The organism is Streptomyces prasinopilosus, assembly GCF_001419695.1.
Classification (GTDB): domain Bacteria; phylum Actinomycetota; class Actinomycetes; order Streptomycetales; family Streptomycetaceae; genus Streptomyces; species Streptomyces prasinopilosus.
Window position 1 is genome coordinate 1 of the sequence record NZ_LIRG01000043.1, and the last position, 21,546, is coordinate 21,546.

The 21,546-nt window shown below is 72.9% G+C and carries 18 protein-coding genes and 2 pseudogenes; 6 read left to right on the top strand and 14 right to left on the bottom strand.

Annotation, left to right across the window (positions count from 1 at the left end; all coding sequences use genetic code 11):
• A pseudogene (locus AOK18_RS02690) lies at nucleotides 1-933 on the top strand (hypothetical protein); the annotation flags it as partial.
• 96 nt (nucleotides 934-1,029) lie between these two features.
• Here the strand turns inward: AOK18_RS02690 and AOK18_RS02695 are convergent.
• Nucleotides 1,030-1,647 (bottom strand): TetR/AcrR family transcriptional regulator, encoded by a 618-nt coding sequence (locus AOK18_RS02695; protein WP_240503027.1) that lies wholly within the window; start codon nucleotides 1,645-1,647, stop codon nucleotides 1,030-1,032.
• Between the two features lie 266 nt (nucleotides 1,648-1,913).
• Here AOK18_RS02695 and AOK18_RS02700 point away from each other — a divergent pair, with 266 nt between their 5' ends.
• A complete protein-coding gene (locus tag AOK18_RS02700) occupies nucleotides 1,914-2,618 on the top strand; it encodes a haloacid dehalogenase type II (RefSeq protein WP_055693200.1) in 705 nt (234 codons plus the stop codon).
• Between the two features lie 414 nt (nucleotides 2,619-3,032).
• On the opposite strand, the pseudogene AOK18_RS35285 reads toward AOK18_RS02700, so the two are convergent.
• Nucleotides 3,033-3,245: pseudogene (locus AOK18_RS35285) on the bottom strand (rhomboid family intramembrane serine protease); the annotation flags it as partial.
• Nucleotides 3,246-3,625: 380 nt separating this feature from the next.
• Here AOK18_RS35285 and AOK18_RS02710 point away from each other — a divergent pair.
• Nucleotides 3,626-5,920 carry an ATP-binding cassette domain-containing protein gene (locus AOK18_RS02710; RefSeq protein ID WP_055693202.1) on the top strand — a complete coding sequence of 765 codons (2,295 nt, stop codon included), beginning with the start codon at nucleotides 3,626-3,628 and terminating at the stop codon, nucleotides 5,918-5,920.
• A 267-nt stretch (nucleotides 5,921-6,187) separates the two neighbouring features.
• Here AOK18_RS02710 and AOK18_RS02715 read toward each other — a convergent pair whose 3' ends face one another.
• From AOK18_RS02715 to AOK18_RS02735, 5 genes are read right to left on the bottom strand one after another with little or no spacing between them, the layout of a single operon-like run.
• Nucleotides 6,188-7,483: an activator-dependent family glycosyltransferase gene (locus AOK18_RS02715; RefSeq protein ID WP_055693203.1), complete on the bottom strand. Its 1,296-nt coding sequence runs from the start codon at nucleotides 7,481-7,483 to the stop codon at nucleotides 6,188-6,190.
• A gap of 18 nt (nucleotides 7,484-7,501) precedes the next feature.
• The gene (locus AOK18_RS02720; RefSeq protein ID WP_055693204.1) at nucleotides 7,502-8,818 is read right to left on the bottom strand and encodes a cytochrome P450 family protein; all 1,317 of its coding nucleotides are present in this window, start codon (nucleotides 8,816-8,818) and stop codon (nucleotides 7,502-7,504) included.
• Nucleotides 8,819-8,829: 11 nt separating this feature from the next.
• Nucleotides 8,830-9,726 (bottom strand): alpha/beta fold hydrolase, encoded by an 897-nt coding sequence (locus AOK18_RS02725; RefSeq protein WP_055693205.1) that lies wholly within the window; start codon nucleotides 9,724-9,726, stop codon nucleotides 8,830-8,832.
• A 30-nt stretch (nucleotides 9,727-9,756) separates the two neighbouring features.
• Entirely contained in the window at nucleotides 9,757-10,827 is a 1,071-nt protein-coding gene (locus AOK18_RS02730; RefSeq protein WP_055693206.1) for a methyltransferase, read from the bottom strand.
• Between the two features lie 44 nt (nucleotides 10,828-10,871).
• Nucleotides 10,872-11,309 carry an ester cyclase gene (locus tag AOK18_RS02735; protein WP_095533957.1) on the bottom strand — a complete coding sequence of 146 codons (438 nt, stop codon included), beginning with the start codon at nucleotides 11,307-11,309 and terminating at the stop codon, nucleotides 10,872-10,874.
• Nucleotides 11,310-11,494: 185 nt separating this feature from the next.
• Here AOK18_RS02735 and AOK18_RS02740 point away from each other — a divergent pair, with 185 nt between their 5' ends.
• A complete protein-coding gene (locus tag AOK18_RS02740) occupies nucleotides 11,495-12,355 on the top strand; it encodes a class I SAM-dependent methyltransferase (protein WP_055693207.1) in 861 nt (286 codons plus the stop codon).
• Here AOK18_RS02740 and AOK18_RS02745 read toward each other — a convergent pair.
• From AOK18_RS02745 to AOK18_RS33880, 5 genes are read right to left on the bottom strand one after another with little or no spacing between them, the layout of a single operon-like run.
• A complete protein-coding gene (locus tag AOK18_RS02745; RefSeq protein ID WP_055693208.1) occupies nucleotides 12,333-13,349 on the bottom strand; it encodes an acyltransferase domain-containing protein in 1,017 nt (338 codons plus the stop codon). The genes AOK18_RS02740 and AOK18_RS02745 overlap by 23 nt on opposite strands.
• Before the next feature lie 10 nt (nucleotides 13,350-13,359).
• On the bottom strand, nucleotides 13,360-14,421 hold the full coding sequence (locus AOK18_RS02750) for a ketoacyl-ACP synthase III family protein (protein ID WP_240503028.1): 1,062 nt from the start codon (nucleotides 14,419-14,421) through the stop codon (nucleotides 13,360-13,362).
• A complete protein-coding gene (locus tag AOK18_RS02755; RefSeq protein WP_079104816.1) occupies nucleotides 14,418-15,686 on the bottom strand; it encodes a ketosynthase chain-length factor in 1,269 nt (422 codons plus the stop codon). Before AOK18_RS02755 ends, AOK18_RS02750 begins: the two co-directional genes overlap by 4 nt.
• Nucleotides 15,687-15,691: 5 nt before the next feature.
• Nucleotides 15,692-16,951 carry a beta-ketoacyl-[acyl-carrier-protein] synthase family protein gene (locus AOK18_RS02760; RefSeq protein ID WP_055693209.1) on the bottom strand — a complete coding sequence of 420 codons (1,260 nt, stop codon included), beginning with the start codon at nucleotides 16,949-16,951 and terminating at the stop codon, nucleotides 15,692-15,694.
• Nucleotides 16,948-17,337: an antibiotic biosynthesis monooxygenase family protein gene (locus tag AOK18_RS33880; RefSeq protein WP_055693210.1), complete on the bottom strand. Its 390-nt coding sequence runs from the start codon at nucleotides 17,335-17,337 to the stop codon at nucleotides 16,948-16,950. Before AOK18_RS33880 ends, AOK18_RS02760 begins: the two co-directional genes overlap by 4 nt.
• 188 nt (nucleotides 17,338-17,525) lie before the next feature.
• Between AOK18_RS33880 and AOK18_RS02770 the strand changes: the two genes are divergently transcribed.
• Together AOK18_RS02770 and AOK18_RS02775 are read left to right on the top strand one after the other, a co-directional pair.
• Nucleotides 17,526-18,311, top strand: a complete 786-nt coding sequence (locus tag AOK18_RS02770; protein ID WP_055571854.1) for an SDR family NAD(P)-dependent oxidoreductase — start codon at nucleotides 17,526-17,528, stop codon at nucleotides 18,309-18,311.
• A 29-nt stretch (nucleotides 18,312-18,340) separates the two neighbouring features.
• Nucleotides 18,341-19,288, top strand: coding sequence for an aromatase/cyclase (locus AOK18_RS02775; RefSeq protein WP_055693211.1), 948 nt, complete (start codon nucleotides 18,341-18,343; stop codon nucleotides 19,286-19,288).
• Nucleotides 19,289-19,447: 159 nt separating this feature from the next.
• On the opposite strand, the gene AOK18_RS02780 is transcribed toward AOK18_RS02775, so the two are convergent.
• Together AOK18_RS02780 and AOK18_RS02785 are read right to left on the bottom strand one after the other, a co-directional pair.
• Complete coding sequence (locus AOK18_RS02780) at nucleotides 19,448-20,203, bottom strand: SDR family NAD(P)-dependent oxidoreductase (RefSeq protein ID WP_206281492.1); 756 nt, start codon at nucleotides 20,201-20,203, stop codon at nucleotides 19,448-19,450.
• Between the two features lie 9 nt (nucleotides 20,204-20,212).
• Nucleotides 20,213-21,544, bottom strand: a complete 1,332-nt coding sequence (locus AOK18_RS02785; protein WP_055693212.1) for an activator-dependent family glycosyltransferase — start codon at nucleotides 21,542-21,544, stop codon at nucleotides 20,213-20,215.
• Nucleotides 21,545-21,546 lie beyond the last annotated feature (2 nt).

The following is a 21,546-nucleotide window of genomic DNA, read 5'->3' on the forward strand; positions in this document are numbered from 1 at the left end:
GCGCTCGCGGTGCAGTGGGCGCACCGAGCCGTCCAGGACGGCCACTTCCCCGACGGGCAGCTGTTCGTCAGCCTTCAGGGGCCCGAGCCGGACACCGCGGCCGCGCCCTTCGACGTGCTGGGGGATCTGCTGCGCGCCGTGGGCACGCCTCCCGAGCGCATTCCCGCGCAGCGGGATCAGCGGGCGGCCACCTTCCGGTCGTATCTGCACGGCCGGGAAATGCTCCTGGTGCTGGACAACGCCGCGGACGCCCGGCAGATCCGCCCCCTGCTGCCCGGATCTCCGGGATGCGCCGTCGTGGTGACCAGCCGGTCGCGATTACCGGGGCTGATGCCCTTGGTGGACGCCGTCTCGCTCCCCCTGCCCGAGCTGTGCCAGCCGGAAGCCGCCCAGCTGATCGGCGCGGTCATAGGCCAGGTGCGGGCCGACGCCGACCCGGGCGCGGTGGCCGTACTGGCGGAACGCTGCGGACGCCTTCCCCTGGCACTGGTCCTGGCCGCCGAGCGGATCGTGAGCCGTCAGCACCGCAGCGCCGAGGCCCTCGCCGCCGAACTCAAACCCCGTCAGGCCCGGCTGAACCTCGCCGAGGGGGACGTGGTGCTCCGCGACGCGTTCGAGACCTCCTACAAGGCGCTCGACGAGCAGAGTGCCCGTGTCTTCCGGGGGCTCGGCCTGCTCCCGGGGCACCTGATCGACGTGGCCAGCACGGCGTCGGTCACGGGTGTCCCCCCGGAGGAGGCCTCGCTGTCGCTGTGCAACCTGGCCGCCGCGCACCTGGTCCAGCGCCACGACGAGCGTCACTACCGCATGCACGACCTGTTGCGGGCGTACGCGGCCGATCTGGCGGGTCGGCCGAACGGCGACCCCGGGCGCGCGACGGCGAACGGCCGGGCGGCCGACCCGATGCCCGCGCTGAACTCCCTCGCCGCGTAGGACCCCGCCGGCTGCCGGGACCGGGAGGCCGGTCCCGGCAGCCGACGCGGACCCGGGCTCACCCCCCGCGCGGCACGGGACCGGGGGCCGGAGCGGTCACCCGGGGAGCGACCTCTCGATGAGGACCGCGGCCACCTGTTCGGCACGGTCGACGGCCCGGTCCATCGACCGCATGGAGTCGGCCACGCAGGCCCCCTCGTGCAGGATGAGCACCTGGGCGGCCAGTCCCGCGGGATCCTCGACACGCGCTTGCGCGGCCAGTCCTTCCAGGTAGGCGAGCAGCCATGCCTTCTGGTCGCGGGCGACCTCCCGGCCCGGGTGGTCCTCGGGGAGTTCCACGGACGCGTTGATGAAGGCGCAGCCCCGCAGGTTCCGCTCGCGCGTCCACTCGCGCAGGGCGCCGAACGTGGCCAGGATCTTCTCCGCCGGGGGGCCGTCGTGACCGTTGACGTACTTCACCAGCGTGGAACGCCACAAGCCGTCACGAGCGCGCAGATAGGCGACGATGAGGTCGTCCTTCGAACCGAAGCGGTCGTAGAGGGTCTTCTTGGTGACGCCCGCTTCCTCCGCGATCGCCTCCACGCCGACGGCGCGGATCCCCCGTTCGTAGAAGAGCCGCGAGGCTGTCTGGAGGACCTTCACGCCGGCCGGCGTGAGGTGCTGCATGCCGCGTCGTCTGCTGCTCCGGCCGACGCTCTCGCTGTTGACAGTCACAGCCCAACGCTACACCCAGCGGTATAGTTACAACAGCCGCCGCGCAGGGGGTGAACGCCCGGGGGCGACCCGCGGACGCCGGGGCGTTCCCCCCCACCGGAGAAGCGGACCGACCCGCGCGAGACCGCCGGCGCGCATGCCGGTCATCCGTTGCCGGTCATCCGTGGAGCCCGTGCGTGCGACATGCCGCTGACGGCGTAATGACGCGCCCGGTCGGCCGGCCCGGTCCACCGTGTTACGCCGGAACGCCGTGACGAGGAGGCCGGATGAGCGGGGCATGCGACATCGAGGTCGTCGTCTTCGACGTCCTCGGCACGATGGTCGACGAACCCGGTGGGCTGCGAGCGGCCGTGCGGGAGGCGGCCTCCGCATCGGGGGCGGAGTCCGGGGAGGCGTCCGTCGACCGGCTGCTCGACGTGTGGCGGGAGCACGTCGAGCGCGAGCAGCGCCGCATCGCGGAGAACGTGCGGCCCTACGCCAACTCGCAGGTCATCGCCCGGGAGGCGGCCGAGCGCGTGGCCGGCCGCATCGGCCTGACCGACGCCGCCGCCCTCGATCGACTGGCCACCGCGGCACAGCGCGTGAGGCCCTGGGACGACTCCCTCGCCGTCCTCGCGGGTCTGGCCGGGCGTTTCCCGGTGCTGGCCCTCAGCGACGCCAGCCGCACGTCACTGCTCCGGCTCAACGCTCACACGGGACTGCGCTGGCACCACACGCTGTCCGCCGAGGACGCCCGGGCGTACAAGCCCGCGCCGGAGGTCTACCGGCTCGCGCTCGACGCGGCGGGATCTCCACCGGAGCGCGTGCTCATGGTCGCCGCGCACGCCTGGGACCTCCGCGGGGCCCAGGCCGTGGGCATGCGCACCGCTTACGTGCGGCGGCCGGCCGGGGACCCGCCGCGCAGGGACGACTCGTTCACGTGGCGGTCGAGCGGCCTGGAGGAACTGGCCGCCGCACTGACGGGGGCGTAGTACCGGAACGCGACGGGCCCCGGCCGCCGGGACCCGCTCGTCGTGGGGGCGGGAGGCGGCAGCGGCCCGGCCCGGGACCGTTCGCCCGCGACGGCGGCCCCGGAACGCGCCGCCCCCCTCGACCGGCCGGCCGCCCTGCCGGTCGAGGGGGTCAGTAGCCATACAGGTGGGTATACTCCAAGGAGGGCGTTTCCGCGTCTTGTTCGGCAGTCGAGACTGCTTGGGGATCCCGCATGAGGATGTTGCTTCAGCACGTATGGAATCTCCTGCGGGACATCGCGTACGGGATCGACGCCGGACACGCCATCAGGCACGGAGCGCCGGTTCCCGCACGGAGACCTCCCCGCCCACCCGCCGGCCGGTAGGAGGGTCCCCCCGCTGCCCGGCCCCTGGCGGGTGGTCCTGCCAGGAGCGTCGGGTCTGCCGTCCGAAGAGGACGCCGCCCGGTTCGGGCGGTGGAGGAGGGCCGGGTTCGAGGGGCCGGGCGATCAGCGTGTCGGCCACGAAGCCGGCGGCGTGGGCCAGGTGGGCCACGGTCCCGGCGCCGGTGACGCCCGCGCCGGAGGAGTACACCGCCCGGAGCACGAACCACAGGCCCGGCACGATCCAGGCCGGTAGCCGCAGCGGCGATGGCCGGAGCCCCGGGCCAACGCCGGACGACAGCCCGTCCTCCGCGTCCTCCAGCAGGGTCGTCCCGTACTCCTGCGAGGCGTCCCCGGGCACAGGATCGTGCAACGATCCGGCGTCATGGGCCCGTTGGTGGCGCGGATGCTCCCCGGTGTCCCGTGAACCGGTGACCGGGACGCCGCTGCGGCCGGAGGTGGCGAGCGATGGCGTCACAGCGGTGGGCCGGCGGTGAAATCCCTGGTCCTGCCCGGCGGAAACACGCCGGCCGTCAGGCCGGGTCCGTCATCCGGCGACGGGCCTCGTCGATATTGCGGCCGGAACCTGTCCGCAATCGCCGGTAGCGTGAGAAGCCGCCCTCTTCCGTCGATGTGAGGATGCTCATGCAGCAGAAGGCTATCCAGATCACCGGTGCCCGTGAGAACAACCTCAAGAACATCTCCGTAGAGGTGCCGAAACACAAGGTCACCGTGTTCACAGGGGTATCGGGATCGGGAAAGTCGTCCCTGGTGTTCGACACGATCGCGGCGGAATCCCAACGGCAGCTCAATGAGACGTTCACCGCGTTCGTACGCAATCGCCTGCCCAAATACGGTCAGCCCGACGCCGATGACATCGCGAACCTCTCCGCCGCGGTGATCATCGATCAGAAGCGGATCGGGGGGAACGCGCGGTCCACCGTCGGGACGATCACCGACATCTACGCCTTGCTACGGCTGTTCTATTCCCGGGTGGGCAAGCCTTGGATCGGTTATTCGAACGCCTTCTCCTTCAACGACCCCTCGGGGATGTGCCCCGACTGCGAGGGTCTCGGCCACCGGGTGCAGCTCGACCTCGACAAGCTGCTCGACCGGTCCAAATCCCTCAATGAGGGCGCCATCCGGCATCCCGCCTTCAACGTCGGTGGCTGGTTCTGGAAGCTGTACGCCAATTCCGGCCTCTTCGACAACGACAAGAAGCTCCGCGACTACACCGAGAGCGAGTGGCAGGCGTTCCTGTACGGGACCCAGGGATCGATCGCTCTGGAGTGGCAGGGCGGAAAGATCAACTCCAAGTACGAAGGGCTGATGGACAAGTTCAACCGGCTCTACCTGCGCAAGGAGCCGGACGAGATGAGCGCCAAGAACCGGGTGGCGCTGGAACAGGTCGTCACCCGAGGTCCCTGCGACACCTGTGAGGGGCAACGGCTCAGCCAGCGGGCGCTCGGCTGCCGCATCAACGGCCGGAACATCGCCGAACTCGCCTCCCTGGAGATCGCCGACCTGATGGAGGCGGTCAAGAAGGTCGACGCGCCCTCCGTCTCCACCCTGACGGCCAGTCTGCTCGAGCGGCTCCAGCACCTCATCGAGCTGGGGCTGGGGTACCTCAGCCTCAACCGCGAGACCTCCACGCTCTCCGGCGGCGAGTCGCAGCGCATCAAGATGGTGCGTCACCTGAACAGTTCACTCGTCGACATGGTGTACATCTTCGACGAGCCCACGATCGGCCTGCACCCCAGCGACGTCCAGCGACTCAGCCGGCTCCTGATGGAACTGGCCGAGAAGGGCAACACCGTGCTGGTGGTCGAACACGACCGCGACATCATCGAGATGGCCGAGCACGTCATCGATCTCGGGCCCGGGGCCGGGCGGCACGGAGGCGAGATCGTCTACCAGGGCGACGTCCGGGGCCTCACCGAGGCGGACACGCCGACCGGGCGGTTCCTCCGCAGGATCATCCCGATCAAGGAGCGATTCCGCGAGCCCAGGGGTCACCTGGAGGTGACGGGAGCCCGGATCCACAACCTCAAGGACATCGGCGTACGGATTCCGCTCGGTGTACTGACCGCCGTCACCGGACCGGCCGGCTCCGGCAAGAGCACGCTCATCCACGACGTGCTCCTGCGGCAGCACCCCTCGGCAGTCGTCATCGACCAGTCCGCGGTCACCACCAACCGGCGTTCGAACCCGGCGACCTACACCGGCATCATGGACGAGATCCGCAGGCTGTTCGCCCGCGGGAACCAGGTCAGCCCCTCGCTGTTCAGCTTCAACTCCGAGGGTGCCTGCCCCGCCTGCCAGGGACACGGCATCATCTACACCGACCTCGCCTTCATGGATCCGATGATCACGACCTGCGAGGTCTGTGCGGGCATGCGGTTCACCGAGGGCGTCCTGCGCCTGACCCTGCGCGGGCAGAACATCCACGACGTGCTGTCGATGAGCGCCGCGGAGGCGGCCGACTTCTTCACCGAGCCCAAGATCACCACAACCCTCCGTTCCCTCAACCAGGTCGGCCTCGGCTATCTCCAGCTCGGGCAACCGCTCAACACCCTCTCCGGCGGCGAGTGCCAGCGCATCAAGCTCGCCACGGAGCTGGGGAAGAAGGGCAGCGTCTACGTCATGGACGAGCCCACCACCGGGCTCCACATGTCCGACGTCGACAGCCTCGTCCACCTGGTCGACGGCCTCGTGGAGAAGGGGAACTCGGTCATCGTCATCGAACACAACCTCGACGTCGTCAAGCACGCGGACTGGGTCGTCGACCTCGGCCCCGGAGGCGGCAGCGAGGGCGGCCGGGTGATCTTCGAGGGTACCCCCGCCGACCTGGCGGAGGCCGAGCACTCCGTCACGGGGCGGTTCCTCGCCGCGTCCCTGCCGGGCGCCGGTTCCGAGGCCGGCCACCGGGCCCGGCGCTGATCCTCGGCCCCGGAGGCCGAGCGGCGTCCCGCTCCGCGCGCGTCCGGCCAGGAACGCCGCGGCCCCGGCCGGACCGCGGGGGCGGCGCGCGGACCCCGTCGAAGCGGGCGCGCGCACCCGCCGTGGTGCGTGCCGGGACCCCGTGATCACCGGGGCGGGACCCGGAGACCGTCGTCCGGACCGTGGCGCAGGGCCTCGGCAGCACGTGTCGGTGCCGGTGAGCGCGTGCCGGGCCCCGTGTCCGCGGCGTGATCCGGGCGGCAGGCCCTACCCCCGGACGCCCTGCCCGGCCGGCGCACGGTGCCGGGCCGTCAGCCGTTCCAGCGTCGGCACCACCGCACCGGGTGCCGGGATCCGCAGCATCTCCGCGCGGATCCGCGCCGCGCCCTGCCGGAAGGACGGCTCGGCCAGTACCTGGGCCAGCCTGTCCCTGACCCGGGCGGCCGAGGCGCCCTCGCCGTGCGGCGGGAGGAAGATGCCCGCGCCCAGCTTCTCCAGCTGCCCGGCCCGGAAGACGTCGTCCCACTGCCAGGCGAGGGCGAGCTGAGGCACCCCGTGCAGCGCCGCCGTCGCCCAGGTGCCGGCGCCGCCGTGGTGCACGACGGCCGCACAGCTCGGCAGGACGACGTGCAGGGACAGGCTGTCCACCACCCGCACGTTCTCGGGCAGCGGCGGCAGGCCCGCGCGCTCCTCGGCCTTGACCGTGGCGACCACCTCGGCGTCCAGCTCCGCGATCGCGGCCAGCAGCTCACCGGCCCGGGGCAGCCCCGTGAAGCCCGTCGAGCGCTCCGTGATGCCCTGCGTGAGCAGGACCCTCGGGCGTCCCGGATCCGCCCGCAGCCACGGCGGCACCACCGCCGGGACCGGGCCGTTGTACGGGACGAACCGCATCGGCACCGTCGGGCGGGACGTGGCGAACCGCACGCTCGGCGGCATCTGGTCGATCGTCCAGTGGCCGCTGATCACCTCGGGGCCGAAGGCCGCACCGTGCCGCTCCAGCGTCCACGTCAGCCACTCCTCCAGGGCGTCGTCCCGGTGCTCGGCCGGCGCCTCGTCCAGCGCCTGCCGGAACCGGTCGTGCACCCGCAGGAAGAGGTCCGGGCCCCACAGCAGGCGGGCGTGCGCCGCGCCGGTCACCCGGGCCGTCACCGCGCCCGCGAAGGTGAAGGGCTCCCAGATCACCAGGTCGGGATGCCACCAGCGGGCGAAGTCCACCATCTCGTCGATCATGGAGTCGTTGTTGATCTGGGCGTAGAAGGCCGCCGTCAGCATCGACGCGGACGCTTCGAGGAACTGGAGGTCGAGCAGCTCCGGCCGGTTCTCCAGGTAGTCCGGGTTGCGGTGCAGCGCGAACACGCCGGGCGCCATGGCCCCCATCGCCGCCTGGACCTGGTGGTCCGCGCCCACCGGCACGGCCGTGAGTCCCGCCCGGGTGATGCTGTCGGTGAGGGCGGGCTGGCTCGCCACCCGGACGTCGTGCCCGGCCGCCCGCAGCGCCCAGGCGAGCGGCACCACACCGTTGAAGTGCGCGTCCATGGCGAACGCGGTCACCAGCACCTTCATGGGGTCACCCTCCCTGGGTCATTTCTGGGCCAGCCGCAGCGAGAGCGGGGCGCGGACCACGGGGGAGCGCCCGCGCCGCAGCGGCTCGCCCTCGGCCCGCAGCCCGGGCAGCCGCTCGGCCACCGCCCGCAGGACGGCGGTGCACTGCACGCGGACGAGCGGGGCGACCAGTCCCAGGTGGTCCCGGCCCGTCAGGGCCACGTGCGTGAAACCGGGGGTCCGGGGGCGGTCGAGACGGAAGCGGTCCGGGTCCTCGTACAGCTCCGGGTCCCGCTGGGCGGCGTCGACCAGTACCACCACGTGCTGGTCCGCCTCCAGCGTCTCGCCGCCGATCTCGACCTCTCCCTGGGTGATCAGGCTGCGCAGCGTCACGGGCGGGGCCCAGCGGAGGGTCTCCTCGACCGCCTCCGTCGCCCTGTCGGGGTCGGCCCGCAGCAGCGACCACTGCTCGCCGTGCTCCAGCAGGGACATGACGGCGTTCGCCACGGTGGTGATCGCCGCCTCGGCCCCGACCACCGCGCTCAGCACCGCGGCCGTGACGGTGTCCCCGGGATCGCGTCCGCCGTCGGGGTCCACGGCCAGCAGGGCGCTCAGCGCTCCGCCGGCCGGTGCGGTGAGGTGGCCGGCCACGGCCGTCGCCATCAGCTCCCGGACGCGGCGCAGCGCGCGCGTCATCGCCCGGGCCACCGGGAGGCGCGGCGGGCAGAGGGCGGAGTCGAGCACCGGGCCGCAGGCGGCCAGCAGGTCCGGCAGTTCCGCCCGTGCCGTGTCCGGGAGGCCCAGGAGGGTGGCGAGCGCGTCCGTGACCGCCGGCCGCGCCAGGTCCGACACCAGGTCGAAGTGCGGCGGCAGACCGTCCAGCACCCGGTGCGCCGCACGCTCCGCGTCGACCCGCCACGCCGTGCACGTACGGGGCCCGAGGACCGGACCGAGCAGGGCCGCGAGGCGGTCGTGGTCGGCGGCGGCCGGGGTCAGCAGGTCCTCGCCGAGCGGAGTGACGTGACAGGTCCGCCAGGTCTCCCAGACGTTCTCGCGCACATGCTCCTGCGGGCCCTCGAAGGCGGGGTGCCGGGGGCCCAGCAGCGGGTCGTCCAGCAGGCGGGCCGCCAGCCGGCCGTCCGCCGTCACCCATGTGCCCAGCGCACTGCGGTGGAGCGGGCCCCGGCCGCGGACCAGCTCACCGAGGGACAGGTGATCGGCTTCGCCGCGCAGGCGCCGGGCATAGGGGTCGCCCAGCGCGCCGAAGACGAAGTGGAAGCCGCGCACGGTCAGCAGATGGCGCCCCAGCTCACTGTCGGTCGGGGCGGTCGGCGGCGCGGACGTGGGTGTGGGCATCGTCGTGCTCCTCACACTGTCGCGGCCCGGGTGTGGGCGCAGATGGCGGCGGCCAGCGGCTCATGGACCGAGAGGGGCAGGGCGTGCCCCATGTTCTCGATCTCCACGACCCGGGCGCCGGGGATCCGGTCGGCGAGGTGCCGGGCGTGCGGCGGCGGGGCCGCGGGGTCGCACATCGCCTGGACCGCCAGCACCGGTGTGGTGACGCGGGACAACTCCGCCCCCCGTGACACCGGCGGCTGCGGGATCATGTGGTGCACGACCGGTTCGTCGAACGTTCCCGCGTGCCCGGCGGCCAGGAGTTCACGGCGTCGGAACTCGTCCGCGTCGAAGGGCACTCCCTCCCCGTTGAGCAGGCGCCACTTCTCCACCCGGCGCTCCAGTCGCTCCTCGTCCGTCCCGGCCGGCTGCTGGAGCAACGTCATCATGTCGAGGAACCGCCGGGTGGGCGCCGGCAGTCCGCTGACGGACGGCTCACCCTTGAGAGCCGCCTCCAGGTCGGCGTCGAAGTCGACGTCGAGCGCGCCCCCCAGCATCACGGTGAGGGTGAGGAGCCGCTCCGGAGCGTCCAGGGCGAGCAACTGGCCGATGGTGTGCCCCAGCGACATGCCCACCACATGGGCGGCGCGGACCTGCCAGCAGTCCAGTACGGCCAGCGCGTCGGCGGCCAGCTCGTCGAAGCCGTAGGGGCGGAGCGCGAAGTCGCACCGGGAGGAGCGCCCGGTGTCCCGGTGGTCGTAGCGGATCACGAAGTGTCCGGCCGCGACCAGGCGTTCGACGAACTCGTCCGGCCACGACCTGGCCGAGAGGTTGCCGCCGGCGATCAGGAGCATCGGGGCGTCGGCCGGATCGCCGAGCCCCTCGCTCCACAGCGTCACCCCGTCGTTGGTGCTCGTGCGTGTCGGCATCGCTGATGAACCCTTCCCGTTCCTCGTGCGTCAGGCGTCGGCGGGTGCGGGGGCGAGGACCAGGAGGGAGAGGTCGTACGGGATGGTCGGCGAGGGCAGTTGCCGCACCTCCTCGACCACGAGGCCCGCCGACGCGGCCAGGCCGTCCCACTTCTCACGGGTGCGCAGGGCACCGCCGAGGAAGACCAGCATCCGCAGGTCGAGCTCTGTGAACTGCTCGTTGAACGAGTTCTCGTGGAGGTCGTCGCGCTCGTGGATCAGGATGCGCCCGCCGGGCTCCAGCGCCTCGGCGCAGCGCGTGAGGATCCGGACGGCTTCGTGGTCCGGCCAGTTGAGGAGGACGAAGGAGAGGATGATCGCGTCCGCCCTGCGGGGCAGCGGCTCGAAGAAATCCCCCTCGACGACGTCGACGCGATCGGAAAGGCCCTCGCCCTTCAGGTAGGCGCGGGCGGTCTCCACGGTGCCCGCCATCTCCAGCACGGTGGCCGACACGTGCGGGGCCCGGCGCGCGATGGCCGCGGCGAACCCCCCCTTGCCGCCGCCCACGTCCAGCACGTGCCGGACGTCCGTCCAGTCGTACGCGGCGGCCGGAGCGTCGAAGGCGACGTCCTGGTCGCAGGCGAGCAGCGAGTCGAAGGACGCGCGCAGGTCGGGGCGGCCGGCCAGGTCCTCGTAGAACGGCTTGCCGTAGATCGACTCGTACGTGGGGCGGCCGGTCCGGACGGCGTCGGGAAGGCGGGTGAAGGAGATGTCGGCCCGCGCCACGGTCTGCGTCAGGTCGTGCCAGGCGCGCTGCGCGGCCGGGTGGTCGTCGGCGAGCAGCTCCCCGACCTCGGTCGGGACGAACTCGTCCGGTGCGTCCTCCTCGAGCAGCCCGATCGCCACCAGGTGGCGGATCAGCCGCAGGAGTGTCTCGGGCCGGGTGCCGGTCTTGGCCGCCAGGGCCTCCGCGGTGCGGGTCCCGGCCAGGATGTGGTCGACGAGCCGCAGGGTGGCGGCCGTCCGGACGACCATGGGGGTGTGCAGGCTTCCGAGGCGGATCAGGGTCCTGAGGGCGTCGATCTGCTGCGGTCGGGCCGCGACCGTCGGTTCGGCTGTCATGGGTGTGTCCGTGCTCCTGTCGTGGCGTCGGCGGATGAGGGGGTTCAGGGGCGCCAGCCCTCGGGAGCGGGCCAGGGCTCGCCGAGCTGGCGGTAGGTGCCGAGGTAGTCGGGCCAGTCGCGGTGGTCGCGGATCCTGCCGTCGACGATGCGGATGAGGTGGATCTGCTCACCGGAGAACCGGCGCCCGGTCGCCGGCATGCCGACGAGGTTGCCGACGTGCCGGCCGTAGAGGGCGAGCTTCGCCCGTACCCACGGGCCGTTCTCCTCGTACCCGATCTCCTCCAGGTGCGCCTCCTCGGAGAAGGCGTACTTGAGCCAGGTGACGGCGGCCGCGAACGCCTCCGGGCCGCGCAGCTCCGGGTTGTGCTCCAGCGCGCCGGGGTTCAGGTACTCGGGGTGAATGAATTCCGCGACGTCGTCGGTCTTTCCCGTGTTGTACGCCTCCACCATGCGGCGGACCAGATCGATCTGCGTGCTCATTATTCTTTCCCTTCCGTATCGGAAACGGCGACACCGGCGGTGACCGCGGCAACAAGTGTTGTTTCTTTCCGCGGTGGCGTACAAGGGTTTCGGAGGCGCCTCGAACGGCACTCCACCACCCTTCAAGTAGGGGTCGAACACTGGGAAGTCGGGAAGAGCCCGAATCGCAGAGGCAGGAGCCGACGGTGCAGGATTCGTCCTACAAAGAGCAGGTGGCACACGCCTTCGACCAGTCGTCGTCGACCTACGACCGGCTGGGAGTGGAATTCTTCACGCCCATGGGTTCCCGCCTGGTGGAAATCGCGGAGCCGGCCGCCGGTGAACGAGTGCTCGACATCGGCTGCGGGCGTGGCGCGTGCCTTTTTTCGGCTGCGCGGAAGGTCGGTCCCCGGGGGCGTGTCCACGGGATCGACATCGCTCCCGGAATGATCGAGGAGGCTCGCGGGGAAGCCGCCGAACGCGGTCTGCGGAATATCACCCTCGAGGTGATGGACGCGGAGGCGCCCGAACTCCCGGCGCGCTCCTTCGACCTGGTCATGGGGAGCTACAGCGTCATCTTCCTGCCGGACGCGGTGGGGGCGCTGGCGCGCTACGCCGGAATCCTCGACCACGGGGGCAGGGTCGCGTTCACCAGCCCGGTCTTCCGCGCCGGCACGTTCCCGTTCCTGCCGCCGGAGTTCACCCCGCTCATCCCGCGGACGCTGCTGGAGCACCTGCCCGAACAGTGGCGGCCCGAGGCGCTGGTCCGGCGGTTCAACAGCTGGCTGGAGCGGGCCGAAGACCTCGTCCGCGCCCTGGAGGGCTGCGGCTACACCTCGGTCGCCGTCACCGACGAGCCGGTGCGGATGACAGCCCTGTCCAGCGAGGCGTGGGTGGACTGGTCCCACACCCAGGGCATGCGTCTGCTGTGGCAGAACCTCCCGCAGGCACAGCGGACGGAACTGCGCGCACGGCTCGTCGAGGGACTCGACGAGCTGAGCGACGCCACCGGGGCCCTCGCCATCGACGTGCCGGTCCGCTTCGTCACCGCCCGGGTCGCCCACTGAGCACGGTGCCCCGCTCGCGCACCACGGCCAGCGCCGCCGCCACGGACGTCCGGTCCGCCTCGGCGGTGCCGGCCCGCGGCGGTAGCAGGGGCACCACCGCGTTCTGCCCGGACCGCACCGTCGGATGGCGGCGGGCGAGGGTGCTCAGCCCCTGCCCCGGCCCCGTCTCCAGGCAGATCACGCCCGTGCGGGAGCTGAGCACCGCGTCCAGGGCCGGCCAGAAGCGGACCGTCTCCACGGGGTGCCCGGCCCAGTACGACGGGTCGGCGGCCAGCTGTCCGGTCACCGGTCCCGGCCGGTAGCCGGAGCGGAGGGGGATGGACGGCGCCGCCACCGGCGTGGCGGCGAACCGCTCGGCCGCCCCCGCCGCGTACGGGGCCAGCATCGGACTGTGGAAGGCGGTCAGCGAGGGCACCTCACGGCACGTCAGCCCCGCTTCCCGCAGCGTCCGGGCGACCCGGGCGAGCGGTGCGAGGGGCCCTGCGAGGATGGTCTGGCGGGGCGAGTTGACCGCCGCGACCACCACCTCCCCGTCTCCGAGACACGGACCCAGCGCGTCCTCGCCCGCGGCGACCGCCAGCATCCCCCCGGCCGGTGCCCGGGCCAGCCGTCGCACCCGGTCCAGCAGGAGGTCCGCCGCGTCGCGCAGGGTGAACACCCCGGCGAGCGCGGCCGCCGCCATCTCCCCGACGCTGTGGCCCAGCAGCGCCCACGGCCGGCCGGTCGCGGCCGTCACCGCCCGGCCGAGGGCGTAGTCCACCGCGAACAGCAATGGCTGGGAACGGGTGACGTGGTCCAGCGGCACGGCGGGACGGTCGCTCAGCCAGTCGGCACGCAGCCGCCCACCCTCGCCGTGACCGACCTCGTCGTACGCGTCGAAGACCTCGTCCACGGCGGCCGTGAAGGCCGGTTCGGATCCGTACAGGCCGGCGGCCATCCGCGGGTGCTGGGACCCCTGTCCGGGGAACATCAGGAGAATCGCGGGCGCATCCATGACGGGCTCCTCACCGGGCGGCCGGGGCGGCCGCCCACGACGGGCGTTCCAGCAACTCCACGACGGCGCACGACCAGCTGAAGCCGGCGCCGACGCTGACCAGCAGACACAGCTCCCCGGGGGCGAGGCGGCCGGAGCCGACGAGGTGGTCGAACCCGGCGATGGGGTCACCGCCTCCCAGGTGACCGGTCCGCCGTCCGAACTCCCAGGTGGTGCGCTCGGGTTCGATGTCCCACTTGGTGAAGTAGGCGGCGCTCAGCCGGCGCCGCCCCATGTGCGGCAACACGACCCGGCTGATGTCGTCGAGGCCGACCCCGGCCGCCTCCAGCGCCCCGGTCAGTGCCTCCTCCTGGCCCGCCGAGACCCGTGCGACGCTGAACGGGCTCCCCGCCTCGGCCACGTATGCCCGCTTGTACGCGTCCAGGTCAACGGTCCGCTGCTCCTCGGGAGACGGCGGGCCGAACGGGTGCCCGCCCCGGTGCATGCCCTCCAGCACCGGTTCCGAGACCGTCACCAGGCTGCGCAACCGGGCGAAGCCGCCCCGCCGGGAGAGCACGAGGGCGGTACCGCCGTCGGCGTACACCGTGCCGGGGTCGCTGCGCCAGCGGTCGAAGCCCGGCGGATGCATCCGGTCGCCCGTCGTGATCAGCGCGGCCGCCCGGTCCGGGGCGGCCAGCAGGTAGGCGCGGGCCAGTTCCAGGGCGGCCATACCGCCGTTGGACACCTGCCGCACCTCCATGGCGGGACAGTGGTTCCCGACGGCCACCCGCTGGACGTAGGAGGCCGGCGCCCACAGATGGTGCCCCTGGAAGTACAGACTGGCGTGCAGGACGAGGTCGACGTGGGCCGGTTCGACGCCGGAGCGGTCCAGAGCGGTCCGGGCCGCCAGCGCCGCCATCTCCGCCGGGGTCTCCTTGTCGGCGACCGCCACCGACAGCACCCCCGTCGAGGAGGCGAGCCTGCGGTCGCAGTGGCCGGCGGCCAGGGCCTGCTCCGTGGTCACCGGCGGGGGCAGCCAGACGCCGCAGCCGGCCACGTGGATGTCCCCGGACGTCGCCTCCGGCACGCTCACGCCGCCCCCCGGACCACCAGGGCGCTGTTGAACCCTCCGTGGCCGCGGGCGACGACCAGGGCCGCCCCGCCGTCGGCCAGGGGCCGGGGCCGCCCGGTTACCACGTCGAGCGGCAGGTCCGGGTCGGGGTCGACGTGGGCGGTCGCCGGGACCACCCCGTCCCGCAGCGCCAGCAGCGCGGTCGCCACGTCCAGCGGCCCGGCGCCCGAGTACAGCCGGCCGGTGAGGGTCTTGGGGACCGTCACCGGGACCCGGCGCGGCCCGAAGACCGACGCCAGGGCCTCCGCCTCGGCCGCATCCAGTTCGGGCACGGCCGCGCCGTCGGCGAACACCACGGCCACGTCGGATGCGTCCAGCCCGGCGTCGGCCAGTGCCGTTTCGACGGCACGGGCGAGCGTGCGGGGGCGGCCGGAGCCGGGCGGGGGGTCGAAGCTCGCACCGTACCCCGCGATCTCCCCGTACACCGCGGCGTCCCGCGCGGCGGCCCGCTCCGCGTCCTCGACGGTGAGGATCGCCCCTCCTTCGCCGGGCACGTGTCCGGCCGCCCGCCGGTCGAACGGCAGGTACCCGGCCGCCGGGTCGTCCGAGCCGCTCAGCCGGCCCGACTTCACCTGGGCCGCCATGCCGTACGGGCACAGGGACGAGTCCACGGCGCCCGAGACGATCAGCTCGGCTCCGCCCCGGACCTTGCGGCGAGCGTGCGCGAGGGCGTCGATGCCGCCCGCCTGCTCGGTCACCACCACACCGACCGGGCCGCGCAGATCGTGCCGGATGGCGATCTGCCCGGTGTTGACGGCGTAGAACCAGGCGAACGACATGTACGCGCTGACGTGGGCCGGCCCCTTGCTCCAGAGGTTCTGCAACTCCCGCTGGCCGAAGTCGAAGCCGCCGGACGCGCTGGCCGTGATCACACCGGCGTCCAGGGGCGACGAGGGGGAGCAACGGGCCTCCCGCAACGCCCAGTCGGCGGCGGCCAGCGCGTACTGGGTCATCGGGTCGGTCTGCGCCAGCAGCCGCTTCGGCAGATGGTCCCCGGGGACGAAATCGTCCACCTCCCCGGCCAGCCGGCCCAGGCGGCCGTCGCCGGCGAACCGCCGCAGCGGCCCGATGCCGCTGCGGCCGTTCAGGACGGCGTCCCAGTACGCGCGCACCCCCAGTCCGTTGGGGGCGACGATGCCGAGGCCCGTCACCACCGTGCGGTCCCGCCGGGCCGAGGGCGACACGGGGAACTGCGAGGACGCGGTCCGCGCCGCGGTACTTGTCATGGGGCTCACCTCTCGAAACGGCTCAGCAGCATGGCGCTCTGGAAGCCGCCGAAGCCGCTGCCCACCGTCAGCGCGTGCCGCACCCGCCGTTCACGCGCCGTCAGGGGGACGTAGTCCAGGTCGAGTTCGGGATCCGGTTCGTGTAGGTTCGCGGTCGGCGGGATCGCCCCGTATTCCACGGCCAGGGCCGTCGCCGCCACTTCGAGCGAGCCGATCGCCCCCAGGGAGTGGCCGATCATCGACTTGATGGAGCTGATGGGCACCCGGTACGCGTGGTCCCCCAGGGAGCGCTTGAACGCGGAGGTCTCGTGCCGGTCGTTCTGCTTCGTCGCCGTTCCGTGGGCGTTGACGTAGTCCACGTCCGAGGGGACGCGGCGGGCCTCGTCGAGCGCCGCGGTGATCGCCGCCGCCATCTCGGCGCCGTCGGCGCGCAGCCCGGTCATGTGGTAGGCGTTGCTGCGTGAGGCGTATCCGCCGATCTCGGCGTAGATCCGCGCACCCCTGCGCAGGGCCGCCTCCGCCTCCTCCAGGACCACGATCGCACCGCCCTCGCCCAGCACGAAGCCGTTGCGGCTGCGACTGAAGGGACGCGAGGCGGTCCCGGGCGTGTCGTTGTGGTCGGAGGTCGCCCGGATGGCGTCGAAGCAGGCCACCGTGATCGGCGCGATGGGGGCGTCCACCCCGCCCGCGACCATGGCGTCCACCGCTCCCTCGCGGATGAGCTCGCAGGCGTACCCGATGGAGTCGATCCCCGAGGTGCACCCGGCCGAGACGATGTTCACGGGCCCCTCCGCCCCGGCGAGCCAGGCCACTTCGGCGGCGAGGGAGCTGGGCACGAAGTAGTCGTACAGCTCGGGCGATCCCCGGTCGGGGTCCACGACCCAGTGCGCTCCGCCCGCGCTGAGCGCGACGTACTCCGACTCCAGCTTCTGGGTGCAGCCGACGGCGGTGCCCACGCACACCCCGACCCGGTGCGCGACGTCCTCCTCGATCCTCAGCCCGCTGTCGGCGAGCGCCTCCTGGCCGGCGACCAGCGCGAACTGCCCGGCCCGGTCGAGGTGCCGGGCCTGCTCCTCGGACAACCCCGCCGCCACCGGATCGAAGTCGCACTCGGCGGCGACACGGGAGCGGAAGGACGTGGCGTCGAACGTGCTGATGGCGCGGGTGGCGGTGGTTCCGGACAGCAGGAGCTCCCAGAACGGCTTGGTCCCGGTGGCGCCGGGAGCCACCACGCCGATCCCGGTGATGACGACCCGCCGGCTCACCTCGTCCGCCCTCCGGGCCCGCTCGGGGCCGCGACGTCCGGCGCGACACGGACCTGGCGGTGCCGGTACAGAGTCGGTTCGCTGGTGCTCAGGGCCCGCAGGGCGGACGCGTGGGCCGGGAAATCCGGGTGTGCCACGGCGGCGCGGAAGGAGGCTTCGTCGTCCCAGACCGCGATGTTCACGTACTGCGGGCGGGCGTCCGCCGGGCCGCGACCGGTGTCCGCGGGCACCAGCAGGGTGTGCCAGCGGAAGCCGGGCCGGCGGCACAGGAACTCGGCCGTTCCGGCGAACGCCGCCTCGAAGTCCTCGGCGGATCCGCTCAGGGTGAATCGGTTGACGAACGTCACCGTTCCGGAGCCGGCGTCGTTCGGTTCTGGCAGAGGCATCGCTGCTCCACGGGTCCGTTGGTCCAGGTGTGGGGAACATCGGTGAGACGGTGCGGCCGGGCCCGCGCGGGGGCGGTCACGCCGGACTCCGAGGCTCTGCGGCGCCGCTCGACCCCCTCTGGAAGCCGGGTCGTCAAGCGCGGCTCGAGCGCGGGGTGTGAGGTTGATGCTCCGTCGAAGGGAGGACCATGTCCGAGGCAGCCGACCGGGTCGCACTCGTGACCGGGGGAACCAGCGGCATCGGTCTCGCGGTGGCGCGCAAGCTCGCCCGGGACGGGACCCGGGTGTTCCTGTGCGCTCGCAGCGAGAGCGCCGTCACCGGCACCGTGAAGGAACTTCAGGCATCGGGACTGGAGGTGGACGGCGCGCCGTGCGACGTGCGGAGCACCGACGACGTCGACCGGCTGGTCCGTACGGCCCGGGACCGCTTCGAGCGGATCGACATCCTCGTCAACAACGCGGGCCGCGGCGGTGGAGGTGTGACCGCCGAGATCACCGACGACCTCTGGCTGGACGTCGTCGACACCAACCTCAACGGGGCCTTCCGGGTCACCCGCGCCGTCCTCGCCGCCGGCGGCATGTCGGAGCGCGGATGGGGCCGGATCATCAACATCGCCTCCACGGGAGGCAAGCAGGGAGTGGCCCTCGGCGCCCCCTACTCCGCATCCAAGAGCGGCCTGATCGGGTTCACGAAGGCCGTCGCGCTGGAGCTGGCCAAGACGGGCGTCACCGTCAACGCCGTCTGCCCCGGGTATGTCGAGACACCCATGGCACAGGGCGTCCGGCAGCGCTATGCCGCCTTCTGGGGCGTCACCGAGGACGACGTCCTGGAGAAGTTCCAGGCGAAGATCCCCCTCGGACGCTACTCGACGCCCGAGGAGGTGGCCGGGACGGTGCACTACCTGGCCTCCGACAGCGCCGACCCGATCACGGCCCAGGCCATCAACGTCTGTGGTGGCCTCGGCAGTTACTGATCGTCCGAGACCCGAACCCAGGAGGGCAGATGTCCGCGTCGCCGCTTCAGCAGACCGAACACGAGATCCACACCTCCGCCGCGCCGGACGCCGTGTTCGCCGCACTCGCCGACGCCCGGGCGTGGCCCGCCGTGTTCCCGCCCAGCGTCCACGTCGAACAGATCGAGCGCACCCGCTCCACCGAGCGCATCCGCATCTGGGCCACCGCCAACGGCTCGCTGCGCACCTGGACGTCGCGGCGCGAACTCGACGAACGGGCCCGGCGCATCCGCTTCCGGCAGGAGGTGTCCGCCCGCCCCGTCGCCGCGATGGGCGGCGAATGGATCGTCGAGGAGGCCGGTGACGGCGGCGCCCGGGTGCGGCTCACGCACGACTTCCGGGCCGTGAACGACGACCCGGAGACGATCGACTGGATCCACCGGGCCGTGGACCGCAACAGCGAAGCGGAACTGGCGTCCCTGCGCACCGCGCTCGAACGGCCCGACGGCACCGCGCCGACGACCTTCGAGGACACCGTCACCGTCCACGGACGGGCCGAGGAAGTCTACGACTTCCTCCACCGCAGCGACCTCTGGGAGGAACGTCTCTCCCACGTCGCGCGGATCGCGGTCAAGGAGGAGGAACCGGGGCTCCAGCACATGGAGATGGACACCCTCACCGCGGACGGCTCGGTACACACCACCGCGTCGGTGCGGGTGTGCTTCCCCGAACGGCACGTCATCGTCTACAAGCAGCTGCGTACGCCGCCGCTGCTCTCGCTCCACCTCGGCCGCTGGTCGGTCCGGCCTGCCGACGACGGGGACGGGATCGCCGTCACCTCGGCCCACACCGTGTCCGTGGCCCGGTCGGCGATCCCCGGCGTCCTCGGTGCCGGGGCGAGTGAGGCGGACGCCGTGGACTTCGTCCGCCGGGCCCTGGGCCGCAACAGCCTCCTGACCCTGGAAGCGGCCAGGCGGTACGCCGAGTCCGGCGCCTGAGGCGTACGTCCCGAGCCCGTACGGGCCCTGTCCCGGTTCCCCCGGGGCGGGGCCCGCCGCGTCCCGGTCGGTGCCCGGGACGATCTCCCCCCGGCGAGCGCGGGCGGGGCGCCCTGCGGTGAGCGGAGGGCGCCCCGCGGGTGTCCGGACCGGGGGGCCTCACGTCACCGAGAGACCCCCGTCCACAGCCAGCACGGCGCCGCTGGCGTAGACGGCTTCGGGATCGGCGAGCCGCACCACCCACCACGCGACGTCCTCGGGCCGGCCCACGCGGCCGAGCGGGACGCGCCGGCCCATGGCTTCCAGGAAGCCGTCGTACGCCTCCCGGGACATCCCCGCCCGGACCCCCGCGCCGGTCTCGATCACCCCCGGGGCGACACCGACCACGCGGATGCCGCGGGGACCGAGTTCCACGGCCCAGGACCGCGTCAGCAGGTCCAGGCCCGCCTTGGCCGCCCCGTACACCGCGTTCCCCGGCCAGGCCCGCCGGCCGAGCGCGCCCGCCGAACCGATGTTCACCACCAGGCCGGAAGCGGTCTCCAGCGGGCCGAGCAGCGCCTGGGTGAGCAGCACCGGGGCCACGAGGTTCGTGGCCACTTGCGTCTCCACCGCGGCGCGGTCCAACTCGCCCAGGTGTCCGAAGGCGGCCGTGGCGGCATTGTTCACGAGCACGTCGACCACGCCGCCGAGCCGCTCGCGCGCCTCCCGGGCGACCGCCTCCGGCGCCGCGGGGTCGGTGATGTCCACGGCCAGCGTGTGCGCGTCCTTGTGCCCGTCCACCGTCTCCGCCAGCGGGCCCGGGGTCCTGCCCACGACGAGGACACGATCGCCCCGGGCGGCGAAGGCGCGGGCGACGGCTCGTCCGATGCCGGAGCCGCCGCCGGTCACGATCACGGATCGCTGTGTGTTCTCCATGCGGCGAGGCTAGGCACCGCCGGTGGAGGGTGGCTCGAGGGCCGGGCGTCGCTCTGCCCTGCCGGTCCGGTGCTCGGCAGTCAGCCGCTCCAGCACGGGCACGATGTCGTTCGGGCTCGGCGTCCCGACGATCTCGGCGCGCACCCGGTGCGCCCCGGCGGCGTAGGAAGGGTCGTCGAGCAGGGCGAGGACGCGCTCGCGCAGCAGTTCCGGCGAGACGTCCCGGGCGTCCACGTAGCCGCCCGCACCGCTGCGGGCCAGGCCGTGCGCCTTCTCCATGGCGTCCCACATCATGTCGGGCACGATCAGCTGCGGCACCGCATGCACCAGGGCGGTCATGAACGTGCCGGACCCGCCGTGATGGATGATGCCCGAGCAGGACGGCAGCAGGGCGTTCAGCGGGACGAAGTCCACAGCCCGCACGTTCGCCGGCAGGGTGCCGAGCTCCTCGCGCAGCTCCCGCGGCAGGGTGGCGACGACCTCCACGTCCAGGCCGTCCACGGCCGCCAGGACGTCGGAGGCGGCGACCGTGCCGGCGCCCGTGGCCTCGCCGAGGGACACACCGAGCGTCAGGCACAGGCGCCGCGGGCGGCGGGGCGGCTCGCGCAGCCAGTCCGGGAGCAGGGAGGGCCCGTTGTACGGCACGTAGCGCACCGGCACCCAGGGCAGGTCCAGGGGGATGCGCATCGACGGCGGCGTGGGGTCGATCGTCCACTGCCCGAGGACCAGTTCCTCGCTCATGTCCCCGGCGCTGCCGCCGCACCGCTCCAGCGTCCAGGTGAGCCACTCGGCCAGCGGGTCGTCGCGCAGCCCGGGCGGTTGCCGGTCGAGCAGGGCGCGGAACGCCGTCCTGTTCCGGCCCATCTGGTCCGGGCCGAACAGCAGCCGGGCGTGCGCCGCCCCGCTGAGCCGGGCGGCCACCGGACCGGCCAGGGTCAGCGGGTCCCAGACCACGAGGTCCGGCCGCCAGTCGCGGGCGAGGTCGACGAGGTCGTCGACCATGGGCTCGGGGTTCACGTTCTGGAAGACCATGGCGGTCATCGCGGTGAACATGCCGAGCGCGTGGTCCCACGGGAAGGGGTCGTGACGGGTGTTGCTCATGGCGAGACCGCCGAGGTTGCGGTCGTCCTGGAAGCCGGCGTTGGCCTCCCGGGTCTCCTCCTCGATGTTGAGGTCCTCCCCGATCCGCACGGCGGTGAGACCGGCCCGGACGATGTCGTCGAGGACGTCGGGCTGGCTGGCCACGAGCACTTCGTGCCCCGCGGTCCGCAGTGCCGACGCCAGGGTGACCTGGGCGTAGACATGGGACCGCGCGGCCATGGTGGCGAACAGGACGCGCACGG

Excerpts from the sequence above, each read along its gene's own strand:
- AOK18_RS02700 (WP_055693200.1), top strand. The coding sequence starts at position 1,914 with ATGAGCGGGGCATGCGACATCGAGGTCGTCGTCTTCGACGTCCTCGGC.
- AOK18_RS02710 (WP_055693202.1), top strand. The coding sequence starts at position 3,626 with ATGCAGCAGAAGGCTATCCAGATCACCGGTGCCCGTGAGAACAACCTC.
- AOK18_RS02715 (WP_055693203.1), bottom strand. The coding sequence starts at position 7,483 with ATGAAGGTGCTGGTGACCGCGTTCGCCATGGACGCGCACTTCAACGGT.
- AOK18_RS02720 (WP_055693204.1), bottom strand. The coding sequence starts at position 8,818 with ATGCCCACACCCACGTCCGCGCCGCCGACCGCCCCGACCGACAGTGAG.
- AOK18_RS02725 (WP_055693205.1), bottom strand. The coding sequence starts at position 9,726 with ATGCCGACACGCACGAGCACCAACGACGGGGTGACGCTGTGGAGCGAG.
- AOK18_RS02730 (WP_055693206.1), bottom strand. The coding sequence starts at position 10,827 with ATGACAGCCGAACCGACGGTCGCGGCCCGACCGCAGCAGATCGACGCC.
- AOK18_RS02735 (WP_095533957.1), bottom strand. The coding sequence starts at position 11,309 with ATGAGCACGCAGATCGATCTGGTCCGCCGCATGGTGGAGGCGTACAAC.
- AOK18_RS02745 (WP_055693208.1), bottom strand. The coding sequence starts at position 13,349 with ATGGATGCGCCCGCGATTCTCCTGATGTTCCCCGGACAGGGGTCCCAG.
- AOK18_RS02755 (WP_079104816.1), bottom strand. The coding sequence starts at position 15,686 with ATGACAAGTACCGCGGCGCGGACCGCGTCCTCGCAGTTCCCCGTGTCG.
- AOK18_RS33880 (WP_055693210.1), bottom strand. The coding sequence starts at position 17,337 with ATGCCTCTGCCAGAACCGAACGACGCCGGCTCCGGAACGGTGACGTTC.
- AOK18_RS02770 (WP_055571854.1), top strand. The coding sequence starts at position 17,526 with ATGTCCGAGGCAGCCGACCGGGTCGCACTCGTGACCGGGGGAACCAGC.
- AOK18_RS02775 (WP_055693211.1), top strand. The coding sequence starts at position 18,341 with ATGTCCGCGTCGCCGCTTCAGCAGACCGAACACGAGATCCACACCTCC.
- AOK18_RS02780 (WP_206281492.1), bottom strand. The coding sequence starts at position 20,203 with ATGGAGAACACACAGCGATCCGTGATCGTGACCGGCGGCGGCTCCGGC.